The organism is Achromobacter sp., from assembly GCF_036567245.1.
GTDB lineage: Bacteria > Pseudomonadota > Gammaproteobacteria > Burkholderiales > Burkholderiaceae_B > Achromobacter.
This window is the reverse complement of sequence record NZ_DATCUY010000423.1, coordinates 1-7,484: the sequence shown is the minus strand read 5'-3', so window position 1 is coordinate 7,484 and position 7,484 is coordinate 1. Positions and strand designations below refer to the sequence as shown.

Here is a 7,484-nt window from a genome sequence, read left to right as displayed (position 1 = left end):
GCTGCTGGCCGTGGCCGCGCAAGGCGCGTGCGCGCAGGAAGCCCGGGATATCTTCAAAACGGAGATTTTCCTCACGCCCTACAGCGAGCTGGGCGAAGGCGGCGAGACTTATCCGCGGCTGAACGGCAGGTTCCTGCTGATGACCGGCTACACCGGCTTCTTCGGCGTGCAGGACGATAACGGCCAGCTCCCCCGCTCGCACTGGAGCAGCGTGCAGCCCACGGCGGAAGCGGCGCTGGTGCTGCAGTTGAATCGGCAATTTTCGATCCGCACCAAGGCGACATTCAATTCGTCCACCAACGACACCAAGGACAACGCCTTTTCCGACCTGGGCGTGGACCTGGACAATCTGTTCGCCGCCTACACCGCCGACAACTACGCGCTGTACGGCGGCAAGATGGACCTGGGCTTCGGCGACGCCTGGCACGTGATCGACGGCTTGTACACAGGCTTCAACGAAAACTCCGAGTTCCGCGGATCGATCGGGCTGGGCGGGCGCTACACCCTCGACAGCACGGGCCAAGGCACGCATTCCGTCGCCGCCATGCTGTTCAAGCGCGACAACACCGCGATGAACCGGAGGCTGAGCCTGGATGGCGGCCTCCTCGGACCCGATCAGCCGCCGATGTTCAGCGACCAGTTGAAGTCCTTCATTCTCTCCTACGACTTCCGCGACCTGCCCGGGCTGGAGGGGCTGTCGGGCGGCCTGGACGGCGGCCGGCTGCATTTGGATCCGGGGCAAGGGAAAAGCGCCAACACAGTGTCGGCCCGCTTGCGCTACGACGCGCCGCTGGGCAACGCGTGGAACCTGAGCTGGTTCAACGAAGCGACCTACTCCAGCGCCTTTCGCGGCGCTCCCGTATCCAACGGCAACGGCGTGACCTCGGTTTCGCTGTCGCGCGACCGCTGGCAACTGACCGCGACGGCCGCCGTACGCAAACTGTCCGGCAGCGGCCAGAAGCTGGCGCAATACGGCCTGCTGGACGATACGGATTGGGGAATTTCAGGCGCGGTCACCTATGTCACTCCCCTGGGTTTCATCGTGCAGGCCGGGCTCACGCATCAGCGCGACCAGGCTCTGCGCATCAACCAGGGCGTTATTCGCATCGCTTACCAAGCAGGATTCTGAGGCCATCATGAACAGCAAACATACGCTCATCACCGCGGCAATCGTACTTGCGCTGGGCAGCGCCCCCGCAGCCTGGTCTCAGCCCATTCCCATCGCCAACGGGCCGACCCCGCCCGCCGACGCGGTGGCGATCCCGGCCGGCAGCAAGGAACGCGCAGTGCAGGATCTGCCGCAGATCATCGCGAACATCATGCAGCGCAGCCAGGTGCCGGGCATGGCCGTGGCCGTGGTCATCGACGGCAAGACCGTGCTGGCGCAAGGCTACGGCACGCGCGAGGCGGGCAAGCAGGCGCCGGTGGACGCGCAGACCGTGTTCCAGATCGCATCCGTCTCCAAATCACTGTCGGCAACGGTGGCCGCCATCGAAATATCCCAGGGCAAGGCCGCCTGGGACGATCCGGTCTCGCGCTATCTGCCGGACTTCAGGCTGAGCAATGCCTACGTGTCGGAACGCGCCACGATCGGCGATTTCTTCGCGCACCGCTCCGGCTTGCCTGGCACGGCGGGCGACGACCTCGAAGACCTGGGCTTTTCCCGCAGCGACGTGATCACCCGCCTGCGGCTGCTGCCGCTGGACGCGTTCCGCACGTCCTACCACTACGCCAACTTCAGCACCACCATAGGCGCGGAAGCGGTGGCCAAGGCTGCCGGACGCCCCTGGGAAGCGCTAGCCGATGAACAGCTGTTCAAGCCGCTGGGCATGAAGTCGACCAGCTACCGCTATGGCGACTTCGAGGCGCACGGCAATCGCGCCGTGCTGCATGCGTTCCAGAAAGGCAAGTTCGTGCCCTCGGGCCAGCGCGACGCGGACCAGCAGGCGCCCGCGGGCGGCGTGTCGTCCACGGTCGTCGATCTGGCGGAATGGCTGAAGCTGCTGCTGGCGGACGGGCAGTACCAGGGCAAAGCCATGATCGCCCCGGGCGCCTTGCTGCCCGCATTGTCGGCCCAGGCTTTCAGCGCCCGCGCACATGATCTGGATTCGCGCTCCGGCTTCTACGGCTACGGTTTCAACGTCAACACCGAACTGGGCGGACGCCCCTCGATGGGGCATTCGGGCGCCTTCCTGATGGGGACCGGAACGACATTCAGGATCGTCCCTTCCGCCGGCGTCGGCATCGTGGTGCTGACCAACGGCGCGCCGGTGGGCGCGGCCGAATCCGTCGCCGCCTCGTTCATCGACACGGCGCTGTATGGCAAACCCACGCGCGACTGGTTCGCGGCCTACAACGGCGCCATGAAGGCCTTCTTCGAACCCCAGGCCGATCTGTCCGGACAGGCCGAACCCGCCAAGCCCGCGCCGTCGAAAGCGCTGTCGCAATACACCGGCAGGTTCGACAACCCCTACTACGGTCCCGCCGAAATCCAGGAGGCCAATGGCGCCCTGACCCTGGTGCTGGGGCCCAAGGGCATGCGCTTCCCCATGCGGCATTGGGACGGCGACACCTACGCCTTCTCGCCCGCGGGCGAAGCCGAACTGGTCGCGTCGCAGGCATCCATCGTCTTCAAGATGGGACAGGGGCGGGCCCAGGGCTTCGACATCAAGTTCTACGACGACAACGGCCTGGGCCGCTGGACCAGCAAGTAATCCCCTGCGCGCCGCCGGACCGCCGGGTCAAAAGCGATAGGCGGCGCGCAGGGTCAGGGACTGGTCGCGGTATTCCCCATTGCCGCGCAAGGCGTACTCGGTCTTCAGTTCCATGCCCTTGGGCGTGACGTATTCCAGGCCGGCCGACAGATTGCCGTAGGTCCTGGGCATGCCGGACCGCAGCGTGAACGGCGTCGCGCCCGGCACATTGAGCTGCATGGTGGTGACAATGTCACCGCCGCTCAGGAAGCTCATCCCGGCGGCCACGTATGAGCGCAAGGTCGAGCCGTTGGCCAGGTCCTTGCGTCCGCCCAGTTCCATCATGGGCGAGACCATGAACGAGGTCGTGTCGTTGCCGCGCACCTTCAGGTCGAAGGCGCCCGCCCCTTGTTCGCTGTAGGCGTCCTGCCGGATGTGGCTCACGTCCAGGTCCACGTAGGGCCGCAAGTACCAGGACGGCTGGCTGAACTCGTAGGCCGTGCGCAGCCTGGCCGCAAGAAAGGACGACTCCGGCTTGCTCTTGGCCACGCCGTCCAGCGTGCCACGCGAAATCCTGCTCTTCTCCACGCCGCCATGCACGGCAAGCGAAACCTGCCACGGCGCGTTGTTGTACTTCAGGGCCAGGCCGCCCGCGTAGGTATCGCTATTCCCCGAAAGATCGGAGGTCGAGGTGGTCTTGCCATAGGCGTAGCTCAGCGATCCGCCCAGGAACCAGTTGGCGGCGATCTCGCGCTGCGCGCCCAGGGTGAGCGTGCTCTGGCGCACGCGGTAGCCCTCGTCGTCCGAAGTGGCCTTGCGCTGGGTCCAGTTCGTGTCCAGGCGCGTCCAGACGCAATCACCTTCGCGCAGGATGGTGCTTTCCCCGACGAACGCCGGGCAGCTCATCATCCGGTTCATCGACGCGTAGGAGGCTTGCATCTGGTTGGCAGCCCGGGCGAATTGACCGTCGTGGGCGACGCGGTTCAAGGCAGAGCGGTACTGCTCCGCGCTTTGAACACCCGTGAACTTGTCGAAGGTGGACGCATCGCTCGCCGCCCCCCGGTCCCATAGCGCCTGCAGCGAACTCGCGATCCGCGCGCGGTCCGAGTTCAGCGGGAACGCCGACGGCGTGAAGTCGGCGTCGACCGCAATCAGCGGGTCGCGCAAGCCGCCTGCGCCATTGTTCTTCAGCACGTAGCTGAACAAAGGGCTGTCGCTTGCGGTCGCGGGCACGCTGGTTTGCTCGGCGTCGAAGTGGCCTATCCCCAGCCACACGTTCTTCACGGGATTGCGCAGCACCGGCCGGACGGTTCCCGCGAAGGTCGATGCGCCCGATACCGAGAGGAAGTCGCTATTGTGGCCGCCGAAATCCAGATCGGGCCGATAGGTTCCCGTATGGTTCAGCGTGCCGGTGATCCGGGTCGCCGCGAACACGCCCGGCCCGCCCGGATTCAGGATGCCGGCGCTGATCAGATCGCCCTGGAAGCGGGCGCCGCTGTACAGCTTGGCGCCGGCGTTGTTATGGAAGATGCTGCCGCTGCCCATCAGCACGTCGCCTGCCACGGTCCCGCTGTTGTTGACGACGGTCTGGCCGGCCACATCGATCGCCGTCTTGGCCTGGATGGTGCCGGCATTGGTGATGGTGGTGCCGGCCAGTGGGGCAATGGCCAGGATGCCCGTGCCGGACCTGGCGTCGGCGCTTATCAAAGCATTCTGTTCCAGGCTGACCGAAACCGCCCGGCCGCCGCCATAGGCGCCATTGCTGATCGCGACCACGGCCGGCGAATTGGCGCCAGTGGCGACGACCTGCGCGGCATGGCCGATGGCCACGCTTACCGGACCGCCGTATGCCGGGTAGTTGCCAGGCGTGCTGTATTGATAAAGCGCGCCGTCCTTGAACACGCCGCCCCCGCCCACGCTCATCGCCAGGATAGCGGGCGCGTTGGCGCCGGAAGTCTGGACGGTGCCGCCTGTGCCGATGGTCACGTTGACGCTGCCGCCATTGCCTTGGCCGCCGGTCAGTCCCGCGTTCTGTATCAGGCCCGTCGTGTATTGCGCGGACGACTGGTCGCCCGCCAGCCCGCCGCCCCCGCCCACGCTTTGCGCCAGGATGCCGGCGGCGCCTTTGCCCGAGGTCGCGACCGAGCCCGAAATGGACAGGTTGATGGCATTGCCGTCGCCGCCTGCCGCCGGGGACCCGACGGGTTTCAAGGTCACGAGACCGGGCCGCGTCGCCAGGCCGGCGATGCCACCGCCCCCGCCTATGCTTTGCGCGACGATGCCATGCGAATTCGTGCCGGCCGTGGCAATGCTGCCGCCCACGTCCTGCGTCACGGTGACGCTTCCTCCCGGACCTACCATCGGCGAACTGGAGCCGAACGTGAGGTTCACCGCATTCGCGGCTGGCCCCGCGCCGTTGTCCACCATGACCAGGCCGCCGCCACCCCCTATGCTCTGCGCCAGCACGCCGAAGGACAGCGCGCCGTTCGTGGCGATGCTGCCGCCCGTGTTCGCGACGCTGACACTACCTCCGCCGCCGGTGACATTGCCCAGGAAGCCGCCTCCCCCAGCTTTCGCGGTGCTCCCCATCTGAATATCGATGCTCGTGAGAGACGCGCTGGACGACACCGCCGCCATGCCGCCTCCGCCGCCCACGCTTTGCGCCAGGATCCCTGGAGAGAACCACCCTTGCGTGGTGACGCGGCCAACGTTGTTGGCCACGCTCACCGTGCCGCCGGACGCCTGGACCATGCCGAAGGTGTTGGTGATGGACGGATATTCGGCGCCCAACGCGACCGCCAGCGAGGCCTCCTGCTGGATGGCGGCAAGGCTGGCATTGCGCAGGATCAGCGTGCTGACCCCGCCGCCGCCGCCCACGCTCTGCGCCATGATCCCGGCAGAGCCGCCCGCCCGGGTCGCGAGCGTCCCGCCATGAACCACGCTGGCCGCGCCGCCCGTGCTGGTCGAGGAACCCTGCTTTGGGTCGCCCGCGGCGCCCAGCGTGATCGCCGCGGCGGTCTGGTTCCACAGGAACAGGGGCTGGTCGACCACCGAAATGCCGCCGCCCCCGCCCACGCTCTGCGCGAGTATGCCCGGCGCCTGGTAACCCTGCGTGGAGATCTGGCTGGTCGCTGCGCTGGCGTCGACCATGACGGCGCCGCCCGCGCCGCTGGCCCCATCCACCCCGCCGGTACGCACATTGACCAGGGAGCCCAGCAGTGACCCGCCTTTGGTGCCCAGGAGGCTGACGATGCGGGTGATCTTGTCGATGATCGCTGGGGCCTGGCTGCCCGCGCCAGCCGATACCACCGCCTGCAGATCCTGCCCGCTGGCTGTGCTTCTCCCGCCGCCACCGCCTATGCTCTGCGCGACGATGCCTGCCGAACCGCCGCCTTGCGTCGCAATGACTCCCGTGTTCGTCACGACGGCCGGATCCGCAGCGCTGCCGCCGCCCGCGCCCGCCTCACCGCCGTTGCCGCCAGTCTGGTGGGTGATGCTGGTTTGCGGCAGCGCGACAGTGAACAGATCCTGCACGCCCGACGCGGCGGCCTTGATCAGCGCGTCGATGCTGGACAGCAGGCTGGACGCGCCCGCCGAATCTATCGTGCCCGCATTGCCTCCACCGCCGCCGATGCTCTGCGCCAGGATGCCGGGCGCGTGATCTCCCGCCGTCGAGATGGCGCCGTCATTGCGCACATTGAAGGCGCTGGCGCCGTTCCCCGCGCCGCCATTGCCGCCGGTCGTGACGCCGACCGACAGATTGACGGCCTTGCTGAACGCCAGCGTCGGCGTCCGCTCCAGCCAGCTCGCGGCCTTGTCCAGCAAGCCCGCCAGACTGGCGGGCGAGCCCAGGATGTCATTGAACGAATTGGCGTCGTGCGCCTGGACGATGCCGCCGTTGCCCCCGCCGCCACCTATGCTTTGGGCGACGATGCCAGCCGCCCCCGTCCCCTGGGTGGCGATGATGCCCGTGACGGCGTTGCCGGCCTGCACCCGTCCACCACTGCCGCCCTGGCCACCCTGCCCGCCGTGACGCACGCTCAGTTGCAGGTCGACCAGCGAGTTGCCTATGGTCGGAATCTTGACCGGCGCCAGTACCCCGCCGCCGTTGCCGCCACCGCCTCCTATGCTCTGGACCACCGCGCCGTTGCTTTGGGCGCCTGAGGTATGGATACCCCCGGCATTCGCGAACACGGCGGTCCCGCCATCGCCCGCCCCTTGACCCGCGCCGCCGTTGGACACCGCAACCGTGACCGTGCCGCTGGGTTTGTCGCCCAAGGGCGGCGCAATCGTGATGGCGCGGGAGTTGGCCAGCCCGCCGCTGCCGCCGCCTCCGCCTATGCTTTGCGTCAGCACACCATTGCTGTGCGCACCCAGCGTCGTGATCGTTCCCTGGCGGGCCTGCGTGAATGACACCGTGCTGCCGGAGCCGCCGCTGCCGCCCTTGCCGCCGGTCGCCACAGTGACGTTCAGCCCCACGCCCACGCCGACCGCATTGGCCGATCCGCCGCTGCCGCCACCACCGCCTATGCTCTGCAGGATCACGCCCGTGGCGTTGCCGGCGCGGGTCAGGATCTTGCCTTGCGAGGAAAACTGAACCAGGCCGCCGTTGCCGGCCGCGCCGCCCGTGCCGCCGATGGCAATCGACGCGATCACGCCGGTGCTGTTGGCGTCGCCGCCCACCCCGCCCCCGCCGCCTATGCTCTGCAACAGCACCGCGGCGCTGTTGTCGCCCGAGGTGTCGATGCCGCCGCTATTGGCCATGGCGATGCCGCCGCCCGCGCCGCCCGT

The 7,484-nt window shown here is 67.8% G+C and carries 3 protein-coding genes; 2 read left to right on the top strand and 1 reads right to left on the bottom strand.

What is annotated here, in order from left to right; translation table 11 throughout:
• Position 1: 1 nt before the first annotated feature.
• Positions 2 to 1,129: a hypothetical protein gene (locus VIR09_RS18155; RefSeq protein WP_332014133.1), complete on the top strand. Its 1,128-nt coding sequence runs from the start codon at positions 2 to 4 to the stop codon at positions 1,127 to 1,129.
• A gap of 7 nt (positions 1,130 to 1,136) precedes the next feature.
• A complete protein-coding gene (locus VIR09_RS18150; protein ID WP_332014132.1) occupies positions 1,137 to 2,714 on the top strand; it encodes a serine hydrolase in 1,578 nt (525 codons plus the stop codon).
• Positions 2,715 to 2,741: 27 nt separating this feature from the next.
• On the opposite strand, the gene VIR09_RS18145 is transcribed toward VIR09_RS18150, so the two are convergent.
• On the bottom strand, positions 2,742 to 7,484 hold a 4,743-nt coding region (locus VIR09_RS18145; protein ID WP_332014131.1), incomplete at its 5' end, for an autotransporter outer membrane beta-barrel domain-containing protein.

Bases quoted from the DNA above. Each gene is read 5' to 3' on its own strand.
- VIR09_RS18150 (WP_332014132.1), top strand. From the start codon at position 1,137: ATGAACAGCAAACATACGCTCATCACCGCGGCAATCGTACTTGCGCTG.